We start from the raw sequence: 18,123 nt of genomic DNA on the forward strand, positions 1-18,123 counted from the left end.
AAGAGGGGCAGACCGGAACAGGTGTTGATCAGTACCCCAGCCCCATCGCTTCTTTCACATCGCGCATGGTTTCACCGGCCACCGCGCGCGCGCGTTCGCAACCGTCGGCCACGATACGCCTTACCAGCGCCGGATCATCCAGGTAGGGCTGGGCGCGCTCGAACATCGGCTTTTGTTCTGCCAAAACACCATCGATCACCGGCTGCTTGCAATCGAGACAACCGATGCCGGCGCTCTTGCAGCCAGCCACCACCCAATCCTTGACCTCGGCATTGGAATAGACCTGATGCAACTGCCACACCGGGCATTTTTCCGGATCGCCTGCGTCGGTGCGGCGTACCCGGGCCGGGTCGGTCGGCATCTGGCGGATTTTCTTGGTGACCACCTCGGCATCTTCACGCAGGCTGATCGTGTTGTTGTAGGACTTGGACATCTTGTTGCCATCGAGCCCCGGCATGCGCGAAGCCTCGGTCAGCAAGGGCTGCGACTCGGGCAGAATCATCTTGCCGCCACCTTCCAGATAACCGAACAGGCGCTCACGATCGGCCTGGCCGATATTCTGGCTCTCTGCCAGCAGGGCACGCGCAGCTTCCAGCGCTTCGACATCGCCATCCTGCTGGTAACGGGTACGCAGTTCCTGATACAGCTTGCCCTTCTTGGCCAGTTTCTTGATCGCGGCCTCGGCCTTTTCCTGATAGCCGACTTCCTTGCCAAATACATGGTTGAAACGCCGTGCAATTTCACGCGTGATTTCAACGTGCGGCACCTGATCTTCGCCAACCGGCACCAGATTGCCGCGGTAAAGCAGAATGTCGGAGGCCATCAGCAAGGGATAACCCAGGAAACCGTAGGTGCCAAGATCCTTGTGGCTGAGTTTTTCGATCTGGTCCTTGTAGGTCGGGATACGTTCCAGCCAGGAAAGCGGCGTGATCATCGACAGCGCCAGATGCAATTCGGCATGCTCGGGAACGCGGCTCTGGATGAAGATCGTACCCTGTTCCGGATCCACGCCGGAGGCCAGCCAGTCGATCACCATGTCCCATGTGCTTTTCCCGATAACACTGACATCGTCATAACCGGTGGTCAGCGCATGCCAGTCTGCCACCATGAAAAAGCATTCGTATTCGCTTTGCAGCTTGACCCAGTTCCTGAGCACGCCGTGGTAATGCCCCAGATGGAGCTTGCCTGTCGGGCGCATGCCGGAGAGAACACGATCGGGAAACATTTCAGAGATCCTTGTCTTGTTGTTATCAAAGAATAAGCAGACGTATCAGGCCATAGCCCAATTGCACCAACGGCATCATCAAGGTGCTGAGAATGCCGAAAAACATCAATCCAATCAGGATATACATGCCGTAGGGCTCGATGCGCGCAAATTGCCAGGCCAGATTGCGCGGCAACAGCGATACAGCGATGCGCCCGCCATCGAGCGGTGGCAACGGTAACAGATTCAGCGCCATCAGGGATAGATTGATGATGATGCCTGCCTGCCCCATCAACGCCATGGGTTGCGCATAACCGCTTTCCGGCATCCACAGCGCCAACCGCAGCAAGATCGCCCAGATCAGTGCCATCACCAGATTGGCGGCGGGGCCGGCTGCCGCGACCCACAGCATGTCTTTCTTCGGCTGACGCATCGCGCCAAAATTCACTGGCACCGGCTTGGCCCAGCCAAACACGAACCCGCCCAGCCATATGCAAAGCAGGGGCAGCAAAATGGTGCCGAACGGATCGATATGCCGGATCGGATTGAACGAACAACGCCCGAGCATCCAGGCGGTCTTGTCGCCAAAGTGCTTGGCGGCATAGGCATGTGCAGCTTCATGGCCGGTGATGGCAAACAGCACTGGCAGCGCCCAGATGGCAATTTTCTGGATCAGGTCTTCCATGGGTTTCCTTGAATCACGGCTTCACAGGCCAAAAGGCACGGCGCTGCCCTGCCCCTGGCGTACCAGTACCGGTACATCATCTGAGAGATCAACCACAGTGGTTGGTTCAATGCCGCAATAGCCGCCTTCGATGATCAGGTCGACACAGTTTTCCAGTCGATCGCGGATTTCCCAGGCATCGGACATCGGATGCTCGTCATCCGGCAACAAGAGCGATGACGACAGCATCGGTTCGCCCAGCTCCTCCAGCAGGGCCAGTGCCACCGGATGTTCCGGCACGCGCAGGCCGATGGTGGATTTCTTGGGATGCCACAGGCGCTTGGGTACTTCCTTGGTGGCCAGCAGGATAAAGGTGTACGGCCCGGGCGTGGTACTTTTCAGCATGCGGAACACTTTGTTGTCGACCCGGGCATAGGTTCCCAGTTCGGACAAATCGCGGCAGGCCAGCGTGAAGTGATGCTTGTCACTCAGGTGCCGGATCTGGCGGATGCGTTCCATGGCAGCCTTGTCATCGAGCTGGCAACCAAGCGCGTAGCAGGAATCGGTCGGGTAAACCACCAGACCACCGCCACGGATGATTTCCACCGCCTGCTTGATCAGGCGCGGTTGCGGGGTTTCCGGATGAACACTGAAGAACTGGGCCATGGCTGATTATGTCTAGGGTTGATTTCGAAAAGAGGATTCCGGCCTGGATCAGGCAGAAAGCCAGCGCGTCCATACCGGCTCGCAACCGAAGGGCAGATCTGCATTGATCCCCGGATCGCGCGCACCTTCATTGGTGGCATGGTAGTCGGTACCGCATGAAGCCTGATAACCAAACTCGCGAGCCAGCCGACCAAAGCGCGCCATGTCCGCCACGCCATGGCAGCCGGATGAGACCTCCAGCGCGCAGCCACCAAGACGCTTGAATTCAGTCAGCAGCACGCGCATCGTTTCCGGCCCCATCTCGTATCTGCCAGGATGCGCGAGCACCGCTACGCCGCCGGCTTCGACAATCCAGGTCGTGGCCTCATGCAGCCGAGCCCATTCATGTTCGACATAGCCGGGCATGCCCGGCTTGAGGTATTTGTAAAATACAGAGCGAACATCCTTGGCCTTGCCAATCTCGACGATATAGCGGGCAAAGTGCGCACGGCTGATCATTTCCGGATTTTCGGCATATTTGCGCGCGCCTTCCAGCGCATTCGGGATGCCGGCTTCCGCCAGCGAGGCGGCCATGCGCTCGGCCCTCTCCCACCGACCGGATCGCACCGACGCCAGGCCGGATTGCAGCTGGACATTGTCCGGATCAAAGCCGAGCCCCACGACATGCAGATTGTACTTGCCCCAGCTGACCGAAATTTCGACGCCGGTCACAAAGCCCATGCCAAGCTGCTGGGCTTCATCCGCGGCATCAGGCAGGCCGCTCAGATCATCATGATCGGTCAGGGCAAACAATTGGCAGCCGCGCGAGTGCGCCAGACGCACCAGTTCGCGCGGCGGCAACAGGCCATCGGACACGTTCGAGTGGCTGTGCAGATCTACCAGTATCATTTCTTTTCCATATGGCGGATCTTGAACACCAGCACCGCACCTGCCAGGATCAGTGTCACCAGATTGGGCAAAACCAGCGGCCAGGCGTGCGTCCACAAGGCATACACCAGCCACATGAACACGCCAAATACAAACAGTGCATACATGCCCAGGGAAATATCATTGACCGAGCGCGTTTTCCATACGCGGATCACCTGCGGCAAAAAGGAAATCGTGGTGCAGAAACCGGCCAGATGCCCGATGTAATCCGGATCGATCATGCCGGGAACACTCCGGTGGAAAGATAGCGATCGCCACGATCACACACGATGGAGACGATCACGGCATTTTCCACTTCCGCAGACAGGCGCAAGGCCGCGCACAAGGCGCCCCCCGACGAAATGCCGGCAAAGATGCCTTCCTCGCGCGCCAGGCGCCGCGTGGTTTCTTCAGCCTCGGCCTGAGTAACTTCCAGGATGCGGTCGATCTTGGAAAAATCGCAGATCGACGGTACGTACTCGGCCGGCCATTTGCGAATGCCGGGAATTTGCGCACCATCGCACGGCTGTACCCCGACGATCTGGATATTTGAATTCTGCTGCTTGAGGTAACGCCCCGTCCCCATGATGGTACCGGTGGTGCCCATGCTGGAAACAAAATGCGTGATGGTGCCGGCGGTATCGCGCCAGATTTCCTGGCCGGTTGCCTCGTAATGCGCCAGCGGGTTATCAGGATTGGCGAACTGATCGAGGATCATGCCCTGCCCGGCTGCAGCCATGGCATCGGCCTGATCACGCGCGGCTTCCATGCTCTCGGTCAGGATCACTTCGGCGCCATAGGCTTTCATGGTCTGGATGCGTTCAACGCTGGCATTCTTCGGCATCAACAACACCATGCGATAACCCATCATCGCGGCAGCCATCGCCAGCGCAATGCCGGTATTGCCGGAGGTCGCCTCGATCAGTGTATCGCCGGGTTTGATGTCGCCGCGTTGCTGTGCGTGCCGGATCATGGAAAAAGCCGGCCTATCCTTGACCGACCCTGCCGGATTATTGCCTTCCAGCTTGACCAGAACCACGTTGGAGGTCTGGCCGGGCATGTGTTTCAGGCGCACGAGTGGCGTATTGCCGATGAAATCTTCCAGGTATTTGAACATGAATGCCGTTCCTTGCTGACCGCCTATTATACGGCGTCGAGCCCGGCTTGCCCCGTACAACTTTAACCTGGCAAAACCCGCATCTGGATTTTCCGGCAACACATCCACTCCATCAGCACGCTTTTTGCTGCTACCAAGCCATCAATGCACGTCAAACCGAGTCACCTGACGCACCAGTCATGAATCTTGCTCATCAATTATGTTATTAGTATACTAGTTATGGAGTGATTACCTGAGTGTTGTGAGAATGCGCAAAAGAAATGCAATGCAATATCCAAGATGTTTGATATTTGCATAAGAGAAGGCTACTCATCTGTGTCATAAACTAGCCCTCAAATAAATTGAGCTTCTTCCGTGACCAAACCAACCCATCTACCCACCATGCTCAATCCCAAGCAAGGAGCCAGTGAATGAACCGGTATGTAAGTGTTGACGCCAACAAGTGCATAGGTTGTCGTACCTGTGAAATTGCCTGTGCCATGGCGCATAAAGACGGTTCTGAAGCACTGACTTCGGAAAACTTTTTGCCACGTCTTACCGTGGTCCGGCGCGGCGCCATCACGGCACCGCTGCTTTGTCGTCATTGCGACGATGCGCCTTGTGCCAAGGCGTGTCCGGCCCATGTCATCAGCCACGTGGATGGCACGATCCGCATCGATGAATCGCGCTGCCTGGGTTGCAAGACCTGTGTGGCCGCCTGTCCGCATGAAGCCATCCAGATGATTCAGGTTCCTGCCGATTCGATGCCCGGCACGTTTGTGGCCCACCGCATGAAATCGGTAGCCCACAAGTGCGATCTCTGTCCGGAACAGGCCAACGGTCCGGCCTGTATTCCCGTCTGTCCCACCAAGGCATTGAAGCTGGTGGATCGCAATGAACTGGCAGCAGCATCGCGCAAGCGCTGAGGCGGATCAGGCTGGATATCTGGAAAGGTAAAGTGAAATGAAAAAAGTCATCACGGTGTGTCCGTACTGTGGCTCGGGCTGCAAAATCAATTTGCTGGTGAAGAACAATAAGGTTGTCGGTGCCGAAGCCGCCAACGGTGTGACCAACCAGGGTGAGCTGTGCCTGAAGGGCTATTACGGCTGGGATTTTCTGAACGACACCAAGATCCTGACCCCGCGTCTGAAAAAGCCCATGATCCGTCGCCAGCGTGGCGGTGAATTTGAAGCGGTCTCCTGGGATGAGGCCATCGCCTTTGCCAGTTCGCGCCTGCAGGCCATCAAGGATCAATACGGCCCGGATGCAATCATGCTGACGGGTTCCTCGCGCGGCACAGGCAACGAATCCAACTACATTGCGCAGAAATTCGCCCGTGCCGTGATCGGCACCAACAATATCGATTGCTGCGCGCGCGTCTGCCACGGCCCCTCGGTAGCGGGCTTGCAGGTGACACTGGGCAACGGCGCCATGAGCAACTCGATCGGCGAAATCGAAAACACCGACTGCATCCTGATCTTTGGCTACAACGCTGCCGATTCGCATCCGATCGTGGCACGCCGCATTCTGAAGGCCAAGGAAAAGGGCGCCAAGATCATCGTCTGCGACCCACGCATGATCGAGACCGCGCGTATTGCCGATCTCTACCTGCCACTCAAGAACGGCTCCAACATGGCCTTGGTCAACGCGTTTGCCAACGTGCTGATCACGGAAGGCCTCTACAACCAGGAATTTGTTGCCAGCCATTCCGAAGGCTTTGAGGAATACAAGGCGATGGTGGCGAAATACACGCCGGAATACACCGCCGAAATCACCGGACTGCCGCCGGAACAGGTACGCGCCGCGATGCGCATGTATGCCAGCGCGCCCAGCGCCACCATCATGTGGGGCATGGGGGTCACGCAATGGGGACAAGCGGTCGACGTGGTCAAGGGCCTGTCGAGCCTGGCCACCCTGACCGGCAACCTCGGTCGCCCGAACGTGGGCGTGGACCCGGTCCGCGGCCAGAACAATGTACAGGGGGCCTGCGACATGGGTGCCCTGCCCAATACGCTGCCCGGTTACTACAAGGTGACCGATGCCGAGGCCCGCGCCAGATTTGCCAAGGCCTGGGGTATTGCGGATTTGCCAGCGGAAATCGGCATCAGCCTGACCGACGTGCCGCACAAGATTCATGAGGGCAAGCTCAAGGCCTATTACATCTTTGGCGAAGACCCGCTGCAGACCGACCCGGATCTGGAATCGCTGCGCCGTGAGTTTGAAAAGCTCGAACTCATCATCGTGCAGGACATCTTCATGACCAAGACCGCGATGATGGCCGATGTGATCCTGCCGGCCACCTCGTGGGGTGAGCACGACAACGTGTTTACCGCCGCTGATCGTGGCTTTCAGCGTTGCTACAAGGCGGTCGACGCCAAGGGTGATGTCAAGGATGACTGGGAAATCCACAGCCTGATGGCGACTGCCATGGGTTACCCGATGCAGTACAACAACACCCAGGAAATCTGGGATGAACTGCGTGGGCTGTGCCACCTGTATACCGGCGCCACCTACGAGAAGATGGCCGATCTCGGTTATGTGCAGTGGCCATGTCCGACCGAAGATCACCCCGGCACGCCGTGGCTGTACGAAGGCAACAAGTTCGACACCCCGAGCGGCAAGGCGCAACTGTTCGCCGCAGAATGGCGCGCACCGCTGGAAAAGGTCGATGCTGACTATCCGCTCGGGTTGTGTACCGTACGCGAAGTGGGCCACTACTCCTGTCGTTCCATGAGTGGCAACTGCACTGCCCTGCAGACCTTGGCCGACGAACCGGGCTTTGTACAGGTCCACCCGGACGATGCCAAAAAATATGGTGTGAAGGATCAGGAACTGGTGTGGGTCGCTTCACGGCGCGGCAAGGTCATCACCCGCATCAATGTCAACGAGCGGGTCAACCAGGGGGCGGTGTACATGACCTACCAGTGGTGGATCGGCGCGTGCAATGAACTGACGGTGGATCATGTCGATCCGATCTCCAAGACACCGGAGTACAAGTACAGCGCAGTGAAGCTGGAAGCGATTGCCGATCAGTCGCAAGCTGAAACCTACGTCAAGCTGGAATACAGCAAGATGAAGAACAGCATGCGCAAGGCCGCGCTGGCCTGATCCCACGCTGGAAATGGACACCTCGCTCGGGCGGGGTGTCGTTTCCCTGCCAATCAATATCTGACGTAATGTCTGCTCCTGTTTCCTCTCCCCGCCTGATCGACCGCTTTGGCCGTCGCATCGATTATTTGCGCGTGTCGGTCACGGATCGCTGCGATCTGCGCTGCAGCTACTGCCGCCCCAAGGATTTCGATGGTTACGCCGAGCCGGCCGACTGGCTGACCGGCGCGGAACTCAGCCGTGTGGTCGCCGCCTTTGCCCGGCTGGGCGTCAGCCGTATTCGGCTCACCGGGGGCGAACCGCTGCTGCGCCGCAACCTGACCGGCATCGTTCGCGAACTGGCCACCTTGCCCGGCGTGCAGGATTTGTCGCTCTCGACCAATGCCACGCAACTGGCCAGGCATGCCGTAGCGCTGAAGTCTGCCGGACTGGCGCGCATCAATGTCAGCCTGGATTCGCTCGATAAGCACTGTGTGGAAAAAGTCTCCGGGCGCGACAGCCTGGAGGCAGTGATCACCGGCATCATGGCGGCGAAGGCCGCAGGCATTGCCCCGATCAAGCTCAACATGGTGGCAATGCGCGGGGTGAACGAGCAGGAAATCCCGCGCATGGCGGCATTCTGCCTGGAACATGGCCTGATCCTGCGACTGATCGAAGCCATGCCGGTGGGCGAAGCCGGGCGAAAAACCGAATATCTATCGCTAAACGAAGTGCGGCCACGTCTGGTCGAGCAGTTTGGGCTAATTCCCTGTTCCGCAGAACTGGGCGGCGGGCCGGCGCGCTATTGGCAAACCGCAGATGGCCGCGGTCAGATCGGTTTTATCACGCCGATTTCGCAACACTTCTGCGCTACCTGCAACCGCGTGCGCCTGGGCGTGGAAGGCACGCTCTACCTGTGTCTGGGCCAGGACAACAGCGTGGCCTTGCGGCCACTGCTGCGCGACGGTGCCAGCGATGCCGAACTGGAAATGGCGATTCGCGCGGCGATTGAACTCAAACCGCTGCAGCACGATTTCGAGCAGGCGCCTGAGCGCATCGTGCGCTTCATGTCGCAAACCGGAGGTTGATCATGCTGGACACCACACTACCCGTTTGTGCACTGCAAGCAGACATCCCGATGCCCACCGCGCACAAGCAGATCGCCGCGCTGCGCCATCGCCCGGAAGGCGTGCAGCCGTGTCTGGATCTGGTGGCCGAAGAATATCCGGTGGCTCTGGTTTACAACGGCATCTCGCACGCGGTGATGATGGCCACGCCCTGCGATCTGGAAGCGTTTGCCATCGGCTTTACGCTGTCGGAGGGCATCGTCCCGAGCCTGCGCGAGATTTACGATGTGGAAGTGTTGTTCCAGGCCGAGGGGGCGGAAGTGCAGATCACGATTGCGCAATCGGCCTTTGCGAAACTGAAAGCACATCGCCGCACGCTGACTGGCCGCACCGGCTGTGGCGTGTGTGGCACCGAGAGCCTGAAACTGCTCGATATCGACCCGGACAAGATCACCAGCCAGCGGATTGCGCACCCGGATTCGGCCACGATCCAGCGTATTCTTGCCGACTTGCCGCAGCACCAGCCCCTGATGCAGGCCACCGGCTGCGCCCATGCCGCCGCCTGGTGCTCCGCCGAGGGCGAGATCCTGCGCGTGTTTGAAGATGTCGGGCGCCACAACGCCATGGATAAATTGCTCGGCTGGATGGCCCAATCCCGCATCGATCCGGTGCAGGGGCTGGTCTTTTTGACCAGCCGCGCCAGCTACGAGCTGGTGCAGAAGGCCGCCCGCTGTAATCTTCCCGTACTGGCCACTATCTCGGCTCCGACCGCGCTGGCCGTGCAGATGGCGCAAGGTGCCGGGATTCATCTGCTCAGCTTCTGCCGAAACAACGGGTTTGTGGAATACCCTGCCTGATTTTCAGAAAAAATTTCAATCTCTAAAGCCATGCAAACAGCCGTAGCAGCAAACGGCTGATTGTTGCATCTTGACCTTGCACACCTCACCGGCAACCTTGTTTGCTCCGCTTGCGATCACCCGGATAAAATCGAAAATATATTTTATCGGCGGATACCTCATGCAACGCTTTGCCAACACATTGGCCCCGAAATCAAGCATCGGAATGCACCGCGCCACTGCACTGCCAACCGCGCAAGCAGTGGCTTTCATTCATAACCCAAAGAACTCGATCAACGGTGAAATGACAATTTTTTGACATGAATCCGAAAACCACGGCCATTTCCCGCGTCTACGAACAGATCCGGCAGGACATCATCAACGGATTGCTCGCTCCAGGGCATAAACTCAAGATCGACAGCATGGCTTCGCGCTACGAGACGGGCGTGAACCCGGTGCGTGAAGCATTGAGCCGACTCTCTACCGAAGGGCTGGTTGAACACCGGGATCAGCGCGGCTTTTACGTTCACGCCATGCGTGCCGCAGAATTTCGCGAACTGGTCAAAACCCGCTGCTGGCTGGATTGCAAGGCTCTGGAAGAATCCATTTCCCATCGAGACAGCGCGTGGGAAGCGGCACTGCACCAGGCTTATGAAGCGCTTTCGGCCACGCCGCGTGCGCTGGAGCACGAGGAACGTTTTTACAGCAACCCGCAATGGCAAAGCCGGCATCGGGCCTTTCATCTGGCCTTGCTCGCCAATTGCGGATCCAGCTGGTTACTGCGCTATTGCGAAGATCTCACCAATCAGGCCGAACGTTATCGGGCACTGGCCGATGCCAAGGGCTACCAGCAGCGCAACACACCGGACGAGCATCGCGCGATCATGGAGCATGCCCTGGCCGGCCGTTGTCCCGAGGCCGTTACCTTGCTGCAGCAACACTATCTGCGCACACTGGAATTCGTGGAAAAAGCCTTGTGGCAATAAAAAACGTCGCACATGAAATCAGGCGCGACGTTTTTTGTTCGGGAAAAACTGCGATCAGGCGATCGTTATACGCGCAAATTTGCGCTTGCCCACCTGCAGCACCACGGTTTCACCCTTGGCAATCACCAGCGCCTTGTCACTGACTTTCTCGCCATTGATCTTCACCGCACCAGCCTGGATATCGCGCATCGCCTGCGAGGTGGACGGACAAAGCTGGGTTTCTTTCAAGGCGTGGGTAATCGAAACCCCCTCGCCTTCCGCCGGCAGCGAGAATTCCGGCATTTCATCCGGAATTGCGCCCTTCTGGAAACGGGCTTCGAAATCAGCCAGCGCTGCCTGTGCCGCAGCTTCGCCATGGAAGCGCGCCACGAATTCCTGCGCCAGCATCACCTTGATATCGCGCGGGTTGCGTCCGGCATCGACTTCGGCCTTGAACTGGCGGATTTCGGCCATCGGGCGGAAAGAAAGCAACTCGTAATAGCGCCACATCAGCGTATCGGACACGCTCATGGTCTTGCCGAAGATTTCATTGGGCGCTTCGCTGATGCCGATATAGTTGCCCATGGACTTGGACATCTTGTTCACGCCATCAAGCCCTTCCAGCAGCGGCATCATCAAGACCACCTGCGGCTCCATGCCATGCTGCTGCTGCAGGGTGCGGCCCATCAGCAGGTTGAACTTCTGGTCGGTACCGCCGAGTTCCATGTCGGATTTCATCGCTACCGAGTCATAGCCCTGCATCAGCGGGTACATGAATTCATGGATCGCGATCGGCTGGTTGGCCTTCATGCGCTTGCCAAAATCGTCGCGTTCCAGCATGCGCGCCACCGTCATGGAAGCTGCGAGCTTGAGCATGCCGGCCGCGCCCAGCTCGTTGAGCCAGGTCGAGTTGAACATGATTTCGGTCTTGGCCGGATCGAGAATCTTGAAAACCTGATCGGCATAGGTCTGTGCATTGGCCTTGACCTGCTCTTCGGTCAGTGGCGGACGCGTGGTGTTCTTGCCGGTCGGATCGCCGATGCGGCCGGTGAAATCACCGATCAGGAATTGGGCGTGGTGGCCGAGATCCTGCAACTGACGCAGCTTGTTGATCACCACGGTATGTCCTAGATGCAGATCCGGCGCGGTCGGGTCCATGCCGAGCTTGATCTTGAGTGGTACGCCGGTTTCGCGGCTCTTTTCCAGTTTCTTGACGAGTTCGTTTTCCGGGATGATTTCTTCGGCACCGCGCTTGATGACTTCCAGTGCGGCAACGGTATCGGGGTGAAGGGTCTTTTCTGCAGTATCGGTCATGGTCGTCAAGGTGAAATGGCGCAAAGGGCGGATTATAGCGCGAGCAACCCGGCAAGCCCATGCGCGCCACTCAGAGCCTGTTCACGTATATGTGGCGAGAAGCCGTCAGCGGGGTGAAGCGCAGCGCAAAAACCGGAATGTACAGGGAGTACATGAGGACGCCCAGCAGGAAGCACCTTTCGTGTGTTTTGAGCAGCACATGAGCCCCGATCACGGCTTCGCAGCAAGATACGTGAACAGGTTTTCACATCACCAGCACCGCAGCCCCTTGTACCCTGCCTTGTCGCAAAGCCAGCAAGGCTTCGTTGGCCTGCTCCAGCGGGAACGTCTGTATCGCGGTATGAATCGGCACATCGCGCACGAATGCCAAGAAGCGCTCGCCATCCAGCCGGGTGAGATTGGCCACCGAGCGAATCTGGCGCTCGCCCCACAGGATGCGATAGGGGAACGCCGGGATATCGCTCATGTGAATCCCCGCGCACACCACCGTCCCACCCTTGCGCACCTGCTGCAAGGCCATCGGCACCAACTCGCCGGCCGGCGCGAAGATCAATGCGGCGTCCAGCGCCTGCGGCGCTGCGACATTACAATCGCCAACCCAGGCAGCGCCGAGCTGGCGGGCAAAGGACTGGCTCTCAATATCGCCCTGGCGTGTAAACGCATAGAACCGCCGACCTTGCTGCACCAGCACCTGCGCCAGAATATGTGCCGCTGCGCCAAAACCGTAAATCCCGACATGTTGCGCATCGCCCGCCATGCATAGCGCCCGGAAACCGATCAGCCCGGCGCAGAGCAGCGGCGCCAATTCAGCCGCCGATTGCGATTCAGGCAAAGGAAAACAGAATCTCGCATCGGCCACGGTATATTCGGCGTAGCCGCCGTGGATCTGGTAACCGGTAAAGCGTGCCCGATCGCACAGATTTTCCTGCCCGGACAGACAAAAGACACAGGCGCCGCAAGTCCAGCCCAACCACGGCACGCCAATACGCTGGCCGATTGCAAACCCGCGCACCTTGTCGCCGCACGCCTGCACCCGCCCGACGATTTCATGCCCGGGGATGATGGGCAATATGGGGTCTGGCAATTCACCATCCACCAGATGTAGATCGGTACGACATACCCCGCAGGCTTCCACCTTGAGCAGGATCTGATCCGCAGCCGGTTGCGGTATCGGCAAATCAGTCAGGCTGAGTGGGGTATGTGGTGATTTCAGCAACATTGCACGCATCATGAAACCTCTAACATTCAATTGCTTGAATGCATTTTCTCAAGTTCAGCATGAATTGAATCCAGCCTGGCATAGAGTGGCGCGAGCTTCTTGCGCAGATCTGCCACGGTATGACTGGCCATCTTGATGAGCGTACTTCGAATGGCATCCGGCGCCGGAATCGCACGATATTCCTCCGCCGGAATCGGGGTATCCGGGTGCCCCTCACGAAACGCCGCGAATTCTGCGGCAAACACACATTCGCGCGGTTTGGTTACCGCACAATCCAACCGTCCTTCATGGATGCGACAGGGGTGACACAGACGCTTGCATTCGCGTCGCGGAATCGTATCGAGCGGCGCGTGGCGCGCGCACTCCAGTTTGGCCTCGGCTTCGCACAACGCAGCCTCCAGCGGGGGGATGACAAACTGGAGCAGCTCATCGCGCTCTTCGAGCAATTCCATTTCGCGGAACGGATAGCTTGCGGTATTCATGACGGAACCTCCCCTTCATGGGCCCTGATTTGAGTGTAGCCAACCTGATAGGGAAAACGCGGCTGGCATCTACCCGGTTGACGCGCCAGAATTCATTTAGATAAGCGTCGAACAAGGAATACGCCATGCAATCCCAGCCCCATCCTCTTGCCCTGCGCCAGATTTCCTTGATTGGTGCGCCGACCGACGTGGGCGCCAGTGCACGAGGTGCCTCGATGGGGCCGGAGGCCTTGCGTGTGGCCGGTATCGAGCCTGCACTATGCAACCATGGCCTGGATGTGGAGGATCTTGGCAATCTGAGCGGTCCCGCCAATCCGTGGGAAGAATCGGAAGCAGGCTACCGCCATCTGGACGAGGTTATCCCGTGGAATCAGGCAGTGTATGAGGCAGTTCTCGCCACGTTGAAACGCAATCGCCTGCCGATACTGCTTGGGGGCGATCATTCACTCGCTATCGGCTCGATCAGCGCGGTGGCACGCCATTGCCGGGAAACGGGCAGGAAACTGCGCGTACTGTGGCTGGATGCGCATGCGGATTCCAACACAGCCAGCATCACCCCCAGCGGCAACCTGCACGGCATGCCCGTATCGATTCTGTGCGGACATGCCCCGCATGACCTGGCCAATCTGAGCGGTACCCGGCCCGCCGTGGCACCCGAGGTATTTCGCCTGATCGGCATTCGCAGTGTGGATCCGGCCGAAAAGCAGTTTGTCCACCAGCTCAACCTAGATGTGTTTGACATGCGCTTCATCGATGAAGCCGGCATGCACCGCGTCATGGAACGTGCGCTGGCGGGGCTCGACAGCAACACCCACCTGCATGTGAGTTTCGATGCCGATTTCATCGATCCACAGATCGCGCCGGGCGTCGGCACACCGGTACCCGGCGGCCCGACCTACCGCGAAGCGCAACTGTGCATGGAAATGATTGCAGACACCGGCCTCTTGGCTTCACTCGACATCATGGAGCTCAACCCGGCCATGGATGTGCGCAACCAGACTGCGCAACTCGCAGTGGATCTGGTGGAGAGCCTGTTTGGCAAATCAACGCTGATGCGCAAGCAGCTATAATCTCGCCTTTCCTCTACACCCGAATTGCCATGCCCGATTACTACATCGGCCTGATGACCGGCACCAGCCTGGACGGCATCGATGCCGTTCTGATCGATTTTTCCGGCCCACAGCCGCACCTGATCGCCACGCACGGCACGCCGCTGGCGGCTGATTTGCGCGCTGACCTGCTGGCTCTGCAGGCACCGGGCGACAACGAGTTGCACCGCATGGCGCTTGCGGCCAACGCGCACAGTGAAGCCTGTGCCAACGCCGTCGGCGAACTGCTGCTGCAAGCCGGTATCCCTGCAGAACAGGTCACCGCCATCGGCAATCATGGCCAGACGATCCGCCATCGGCCGGAACTGGGTTATACCTCGCAGATCGGCAATCACGCCTTGCTGGCGGAACGCACCGGCATCACCGTCGTCGGTGATTTTCGCAGCCGCGATGTCGCAGCCGGCGGTCAGGGTGCGCCGTTGGTGCCGGCTTTTCACCAGGCCATTTTTGGAGTCTCCGATCAGACTCGCGTAATCGTGAATGTCGGCGGAATTGCCAATCTGACCATACTGCCGGCACAGGGCACGGTTACCGGCTGGGACTGTGGTCCGGGCAATGTGCTGATGGATCTGTGGATTCAGCGTCATCGGCAACAAGCCTACGATGCCGGCGGCGCCTGGGCCGCCAGTGGCCGGGTTCTGCCGGACCTGCTGCAGCACCTGCTCGAAGAGCCATGGTTTGCCCTGCCCGCACCCAAGAGTACCGGGCGCGATCTGTTCCATGCCGACTGGCTGGATCAAAGACTGGCCGGGCGGGCTGATCAGGCAGAAGATATCCAGGCCACCCTGTGTGCGCTGACTGTACGCACCATTGCCAATGCCACCCGGGCTCACCACCCGGCCACGCTCTATCTGTGCGGCGGCGGCGCGCATAACCATGCACTTGCCGGCATGCTGGCAAGCGAATTGCCCGGCACTCGCATCTTCACCACAGCCGAGCTGGGTGTTGACCCGGATTGGGTCGAGGCCTATGCCTTCGCCTGGCTTGCCTACCGCTGCCTGCACCATCAACCCGCCAACCTGCCCGCTGTCACCGGAGCGCGCGGCCTGCGCGTTCTGGGAGCGATCTACCCGAAATGATCGAACCTGCCCGCATTGCCTTTTCGGCCGAAGGCATTCCCTACTCCGCCGCATTCGACGACATCTACCACACCACCGATGGCGGACTGGGGCAAGTCTTGCACGTATTCATGGCCGGCAATGGCCTGCCACAGCGCTGGCAGGGGCGTGAGGCATTCACCATTCTGGAAACCGGCTTCGGGCTCGGTTTCAGCTTTCTGGTGACCTGGCAGGCCTGGCGCAATGATCCGCAGCGCAGCAAGCGTCTGCATTTCATCTCGGTAGAAAAACACCCGTTCAATACGCTCGACCTGGCGCGCCTGCACACGGCCTGGCCCGAGTATGAAGCGCTGTCACAGGAACTTATCGCCGCTTGGCCAAACCTGTGCGAAGGGCGGCATGAACTGCTGCTTGATGATGGCCGGGTAAAGCTTACCCTGCTGTTTGGCGATGCCTTGCAGCAGTTGCCCAGCCTTGATGCAGCTGCCGATGCGATCTATCTGGACGGTTTTGCCCCGTCGAAAAACCCGGATATGTGGTCGATGCCGCTGTTTGCCCAACTGGCCCGCCTGGCGGCCGGCGATTGCACGCTGGCAACCTGGACGGTAGCCGGATCGGTCCGACGCGGATTGAACGAGGCCGGCTTCACCGTCGCCAAATCAGCGGGTTTTGGCGGCAAACGCCAGATGCTGACAGGTCAGCGCACACGGATTTAATGCTGCCATCCATGCTCGATTTGCCCCATTCGCACTATCCGCATAGAATACCGGCTCTCCGCTCTGTCCAGTCCACGCGTTTCTATCTGTTTATTTCTATCTGCCTTTGACTGGCATCTCTTGTGTAGATGACAGGCCGATGACTTCCTGTTGGAGTCCTGATGTCCTTTGCCGCCCTTGGCCTTGCGGACGAACTCGTTCGCGCCGTAACCGAACTCGGTTACACCACCCCGACCCCGATCCAGCAACAAGCGATTCCCGCCGTCTTGAGCGGTGGCGACTTGATGGCTGGCGCCCAGACCGGTACCGGCAAGACTGCCGGCTTTACCTTGCCGATCCTGCAAAAACTGATCACGCAACCGGTTGATCACAAGAAAATCCGCGTACTGGTTCTGGTACCGACACGCGAACTCGCAGCCCAAGTCGAAGAATCCGTGCGTGAATATGGCAAGTTCACCAAAGTGACTTCATTGGTGATGTTCGGTGGCGTCAGCATCAACCCGCAGATGCAGGCACTCAGAAAGCGTATCGACATCCTGGTCGCTACGCCGGGCCGACTGCTCGATCATGTCAGCCAACGCAGTGTCGACCTCTCGCATATCGATACGCTGGTGCTCGATGAGGCAGATCGCATGCTCGACATGGGCTTCATCCGCGATATCAAGAAGATCCTCGCCCTGTTGCCCAAACAGCGCCAGAACCTGCTGTTCTCGGCCACGTTCTCGGATGAAATCAAGGAACTGGCCGATGGCCTGCTCAACAATCCGGCACTGATTGAAGTCGCGCGCCGCAATGCCACAGCCGAAACCATTGCCCAGCGCGTCTACACGGTGGATCGGGAACTCAAGCGCAACCTGCTCGCGCACCTGATCAAGGAGCATGACTGGCATCAGGTGCTGGTGTTCACGCGAACCAAGCATGGCGCCAACCGGCTGGCGGAATTCCTGAACAAGGATGGCATTACCGCACTGGCCATTCACGGCAACAAGAGCCAGGGTGCACGCACGCGCGCTTTGTCCGAATTCAAGAGTGGTGATCTGCAGGTGCTGGTTGCGACCGACATCGCCGCGCGCGGCATCGATATCGAAGAACTGCCGCATGTAGTGAATTATGAATTGCCCAACGTACCGGAAGACTACGTGCACCGCATCGGCCGCACCGGGCGCGCGGGCGCACAAGGCGAAGCCATTTCGCTGGTCTGCGTGGATGAGCTGAAGTTGCTGGCCGATATCGAGCGCAAGATCAAGCGCGAGATCCCGGCTGAAACCGTACCCGGCTTTGCCTGGGATCCGACCGCCACACCGGAACCGATCCTGAATGGCCGCAACCGCCAGCCTCGCCAGGGCAATCCGCGCCCAAGTCAGCCCAAGCAAAAACGTGATGAACAACCCCGCCAGAAAGCGGAAGACAAACGTCCGGCCAGCCCACGCAAACCGGCTCAAGGCAAGCCTGTGCCAACCACCCAATCGGCCAGGCGTCCTGCCAAGCCAGCGGCATCCGGTAACGTACCGCCGAAGCCCGACCGTGAGGTCAACGGTAATGTCATACCCAAGCCCAAAGCCGATGTAAACGGCAATGTCGCACCCAAGTCCGAATCGAAAAATCGTGGTCGCCGCCCTGCAGCAGTACCGGCATTGCTGGGCGGACATCGTTCTGGCGGTCGCCATCACTGATCCTGACTCTCCGTAGCCGCTAACGAAAACGCCCGGTCATTCGACCGGGCGTTTGTTATTT

The 18,123-nt window shown here is 58.9% G+C and carries 19 protein-coding genes; 10 read left to right on the forward strand and 9 right to left on the reverse strand.

Annotation, left to right across the window (positions count from 1 at the left end):
* Nucleotides 1–28 precede the first annotated feature (28 nt).
* From AC0KVQ_RS04815 to cysM, 6 genes are read right to left on the reverse strand one after another with little or no spacing between them, the layout of a single operon-like run.
* The gene (locus AC0KVQ_RS04815) at nt 29–1,225 is read right to left on the reverse strand and encodes a tryptophan--tRNA ligase (protein WP_473419995.1); all 1,197 of its coding nucleotides are present in this window, start codon (nt 1,223–1,225) and stop codon (nt 29–31) included.
* A gap of 25 nt (nt 1,226–1,250) precedes the next feature.
* On the reverse strand, nt 1,251–1,889 hold the full coding sequence (locus tag AC0KVQ_RS04820) for a site-2 protease family protein (RefSeq protein ID WP_473419996.1): 639 nt from the start codon (nt 1,887–1,889) through the stop codon (nt 1,251–1,253).
* Between the two features lie 21 nt (nt 1,890–1,910).
* Nucleotides 1,911–2,534, reverse strand: a complete 624-nt coding sequence (locus tag AC0KVQ_RS04825; RefSeq protein ID WP_473419997.1) for an L-threonylcarbamoyladenylate synthase — start codon at nt 2,532–2,534, stop codon at nt 1,911–1,913.
* Between the two features lie 48 nt (nt 2,535–2,582).
* The gene (locus AC0KVQ_RS04830; protein WP_473419998.1) at nt 2,583–3,422 is read right to left on the reverse strand and encodes a 3',5'-nucleoside bisphosphate phosphatase; all 840 of its coding nucleotides are present in this window, start codon (nt 3,420–3,422) and stop codon (nt 2,583–2,585) included.
* On the reverse strand, nt 3,419–3,682 hold the full coding sequence (locus AC0KVQ_RS04835; protein ID WP_473419999.1) for a SemiSWEET transporter: 264 nt from the start codon (nt 3,680–3,682) through the stop codon (nt 3,419–3,421). The genes AC0KVQ_RS04830 and AC0KVQ_RS04835 overlap by 4 nt, the downstream gene beginning before the upstream one ends.
* On the reverse strand, nt 3,679–4,557 hold the full coding sequence (cysM, locus tag AC0KVQ_RS04840; RefSeq protein WP_473420000.1) for a cysteine synthase CysM: 879 nt from the start codon (nt 4,555–4,557) through the stop codon (nt 3,679–3,681). The genes AC0KVQ_RS04835 and cysM overlap by 4 nt, the downstream gene beginning before the upstream one ends.
* A 410-nt stretch (nt 4,558–4,967) precedes the next feature.
* Here cysM and AC0KVQ_RS04845 point away from each other — a divergent pair, with 410 nt between their 5' ends.
* The 6 genes from AC0KVQ_RS04845 to AC0KVQ_RS04870 all read left to right on the forward strand — a co-directional run bounded on the left by AC0KVQ_RS04845 (nt 4,968) and on the right by AC0KVQ_RS04870 (nt 10,512).
* A complete protein-coding gene (locus tag AC0KVQ_RS04845) occupies nt 4,968–5,462 on the forward strand; it encodes a 4Fe-4S dicluster domain-containing protein (protein WP_473420001.1) in 495 nt (164 codons plus the stop codon).
* Nucleotides 5,463–5,499: 37 nt separating this feature from the next.
* Nucleotides 5,500–7,644: a formate dehydrogenase subunit alpha gene (fdhF, locus tag AC0KVQ_RS04850; RefSeq protein WP_473420002.1), complete on the forward strand. Its 2,145-nt coding sequence runs from the start codon at nt 5,500–5,502 to the stop codon at nt 7,642–7,644.
* Nucleotides 7,645–7,712: 68 nt separating this feature from the next.
* On the forward strand, nt 7,713–8,711 hold the full coding sequence (moaA, locus tag AC0KVQ_RS04855; RefSeq protein WP_473420003.1) for a GTP 3',8-cyclase MoaA: 999 nt from the start codon (nt 7,713–7,715) through the stop codon (nt 8,709–8,711).
* A gap of 2 nt (nt 8,712–8,713) precedes the next feature.
* Nucleotides 8,714–9,547: a formate dehydrogenase accessory sulfurtransferase FdhD gene (gene fdhD, locus AC0KVQ_RS04860; protein ID WP_473420004.1), complete on the forward strand. Its 834-nt coding sequence runs from the start codon at nt 8,714–8,716 to the stop codon at nt 9,545–9,547.
* A gap of 160 nt (nt 9,548–9,707) precedes the next feature.
* Entirely contained in the window at nt 9,708–9,845 is a 138-nt protein-coding gene (locus tag AC0KVQ_RS04865) for a hypothetical protein (RefSeq protein WP_473420005.1), read from the forward strand.
* A gap of 1 nt (nt 9,846) precedes the next feature.
* Nucleotides 9,847–10,512 carry a GntR family transcriptional regulator gene (locus AC0KVQ_RS04870; protein ID WP_473420006.1) on the forward strand — a complete coding sequence of 222 codons (666 nt, stop codon included), beginning with the start codon at nt 9,847–9,849 and terminating at the stop codon, nt 10,510–10,512.
* Between the two features lie 54 nt (nt 10,513–10,566).
* Here the strand turns inward: AC0KVQ_RS04870 and tyrS are convergent, their stop codons facing one another.
* The 3 genes from tyrS to AC0KVQ_RS04885 form a co-directional block, all read right to left on the reverse strand.
* Nucleotides 10,567–11,805 (reverse strand): tyrosine--tRNA ligase, encoded by a 1,239-nt coding sequence (gene tyrS / locus AC0KVQ_RS04875; RefSeq protein ID WP_473420007.1) that lies wholly within the window; start codon nt 11,803–11,805, stop codon nt 10,567–10,569.
* Nucleotides 11,806–12,049: 244 nt separating this feature from the next.
* Nucleotides 12,050–13,036, reverse strand: a complete 987-nt coding sequence (locus AC0KVQ_RS04880; protein WP_473420008.1) for a zinc-dependent alcohol dehydrogenase family protein — start codon at nt 13,034–13,036, stop codon at nt 12,050–12,052.
* 14 nt (nt 13,037–13,050) lie between these two features.
* Nucleotides 13,051–13,506 carry a hypothetical protein gene (locus AC0KVQ_RS04885; protein ID WP_473420009.1) on the reverse strand — a complete coding sequence of 152 codons (456 nt, stop codon included), beginning with the start codon at nt 13,504–13,506 and terminating at the stop codon, nt 13,051–13,053.
* A 125-nt stretch (nt 13,507–13,631) separates the two neighbouring features.
* Between AC0KVQ_RS04885 and rocF the strand changes: the two genes are divergently transcribed.
* The 4 genes from rocF to AC0KVQ_RS04905 all read left to right on the forward strand — a co-directional run bounded on the left by rocF (nt 13,632) and on the right by AC0KVQ_RS04905 (nt 18,062).
* Nucleotides 13,632–14,576: an arginase gene (rocF, locus tag AC0KVQ_RS04890; RefSeq protein ID WP_473420010.1), complete on the forward strand. Its 945-nt coding sequence runs from the start codon at nt 13,632–13,634 to the stop codon at nt 14,574–14,576.
* A gap of 29 nt (nt 14,577–14,605) precedes the next feature.
* Nucleotides 14,606–15,694 (forward strand): anhydro-N-acetylmuramic acid kinase, encoded by a 1,089-nt coding sequence (locus tag AC0KVQ_RS04895; RefSeq protein WP_473420011.1) that lies wholly within the window; start codon nt 14,606–14,608, stop codon nt 15,692–15,694.
* On the forward strand, nt 15,691–16,389 hold the full coding sequence (gene mnmC2, locus AC0KVQ_RS04900; protein ID WP_473420012.1) for a tRNA (5-methylaminomethyl-2-thiouridine)(34)-methyltransferase MnmC2: 699 nt from the start codon (nt 15,691–15,693) through the stop codon (nt 16,387–16,389). Before AC0KVQ_RS04895 ends, mnmC2 begins: the two co-directional genes overlap by 4 nt.
* Before the next feature lie 161 nt (nt 16,390–16,550).
* Nucleotides 16,551–18,062: a DEAD/DEAH box helicase gene (locus AC0KVQ_RS04905; RefSeq protein WP_473420013.1), complete on the forward strand. Its 1,512-nt coding sequence runs from the start codon at nt 16,551–16,553 to the stop codon at nt 18,060–18,062.
* Nucleotides 18,063–18,123 lie beyond the last annotated feature (61 nt).

It is taken from the genome of Formivibrio sp. oc-25, assembly GCF_055810895.1.